The organism is Streptomyces sp. SID4985, from assembly GCF_009863025.1.
GTDB lineage: Bacteria > Actinomycetota > Actinomycetes > Streptomycetales > Streptomycetaceae > Streptomyces.
In genome coordinates, this window is sequence record NZ_WWIR01000419.1 from 1 (window position 1) to 488 (window position 488).

Below are 488 nucleotides of genomic sequence, written 5' to 3' on the forward strand. Positions count from 1 at the left end.
CCGCGCTCCGCGAGCCGTGCGACCGGGGGCAGCAGGCGCAGCGTCAGCACGGTGCCGGCGAGCAGGGCCAGCGCGGGCGCGGCGACCAGCAGCGGATCGATCCCGAGTGTCCCCGTCGAGCCCGCGGCGGTCGTGCCGTCGGCGGCCACGACGCCCGTGGTCTGCCGGCCCAGTTGCCAGTAGGCGACCCCGGCGACGACGAGCAGACCGAGGTCGGCGCCGGCGCGCAGCGGAGTGGGGAACAGGTCACGGCGAGGGCGGCGGGGTACGGATGCGGCGGGCGTCGTGCCGTCGGACGACGGCTTCGCCGACCGCCGCCCACCACGGGCCTTGAGACCGCCGCGCGCCCCGGGGCCGCGCAGGCCGAGGCCCGCGCGGAGCCGTCCGGTCGACCGGCCCTTCGTCGCGTTGCCGCGCGTCCTGCGGTCCGTGTCCGTCAGCGCCGGCAGCGTCACCGCCAGCGCGCAGCCCAGCGCCCCCCCGACGGC

At 79.5% G+C, this 488-nt stretch carries 1 pseudogene; it reads right to left on the reverse strand.

Features of this window, described 5'->3' with window-relative positions:
* A pseudogene (locus GTW40_RS33175) lies at positions 1–488 on the reverse strand (hypothetical protein); the annotation flags it as partial.